The sequence below is a fragment of the Ruegeria sp. AK4 genome, assembly GCF_056541025.1.
Window position 1 is genome coordinate 1 of record NZ_JBQFXS010000076.1, and the last position, 888, is coordinate 888.

The 888-nt window shown below is 50.9% G+C and carries 1 protein-coding gene; it reads left to right on the forward strand.

The genetic code is table 11. The annotated features are described in order from the left end of the window. Nucleotides 1-173 precede the first annotated feature (173 nt). On the forward strand, nt 174-695 hold the full coding sequence (locus ACR0EZ_RS25945) for a glutathione peroxidase (protein WP_480617728.1): 522 nt from the start codon (nt 174-176) through the stop codon (nt 693-695). Nucleotides 696-888: the final 193 nt, after the last annotated feature.

The window sequence follows — 888 nt, forward strand, 5'->3', positions numbered from 1 at the left end:
GAGAATTAGGGCAATTTCTGATCATGGGCCTGAAGTTACTTTTCGCATACTCCAAACTTTCAATTTTGGAGTTGCGACCATCGAGCTTAACGCGCAGCGCGCGCGATATCTCCGCAAAATGAAATCCACCCGTATTGATATTGCGTATTCAAATAAAGAATTGGAGGCGTAGAATGTTGCGAATAATTGTGCTTTGCGGCTTGATCTTGTTGGGCAATCAAGTGCGGGCTTTTGAACTTGATGCGCAGTTTGACTCGATCGACGGGGGAACGTTTTCGCTGTCAGATTGGCACGGCCAACCGGTTCTAGTGGTCAATACGGCATCACAGTGTGCGTTCACCCGTCAATACCGAGGGCTTCAAGACCTCTACGATCGGTATCGCAACCGCGGATTGGTTGTCGTCGCGGTCCCTTCGGATGACTTCAAACAAGAGTTGGCGACCAACGAAGAAGTGCGAGATTTCTGCGCGCTACAATACGGCATAGATTTGCCGATGAGCGTGATAACACGCGTGACTGGACCTGATGCTCACCAATTCTTCCGATTCTTGAAAGAGGAGGAAGGCTTCGTGCCACGGTGGAACTTCAACAAGGTCTTGATTGGCCCCGATGGCACGGTCGTCGAAACATTCAGCTCGACCGTTGATCCGCTTTCGGCCTCTATTACGAATGAGATCGAGGCACTCCTGCCGTGAACAGACGGATCACGCCACCCGTTCATCACAAAGTAAAAACACCCAAGTAATTGTGCGAGAACGGTCTGCGGCAGCACCTGACGTGATCCTTGTATTGGGGGATCAACTTTCGCCAAACATCGCGTCCCTGAACACGTCGGATCAAGCCCGCGACGTCGTCTTGATGGCTGAGAAAGGACATTGGGAATACAGA

Coding starts and splice junctions, on each gene's coding strand:
- ACR0EZ_RS25945 (WP_480617728.1), top strand. CDS start 174: ATGTTGCGAATAATTGTGCTTTGCGGCTTGATCTTGTTGGGCAATCAA.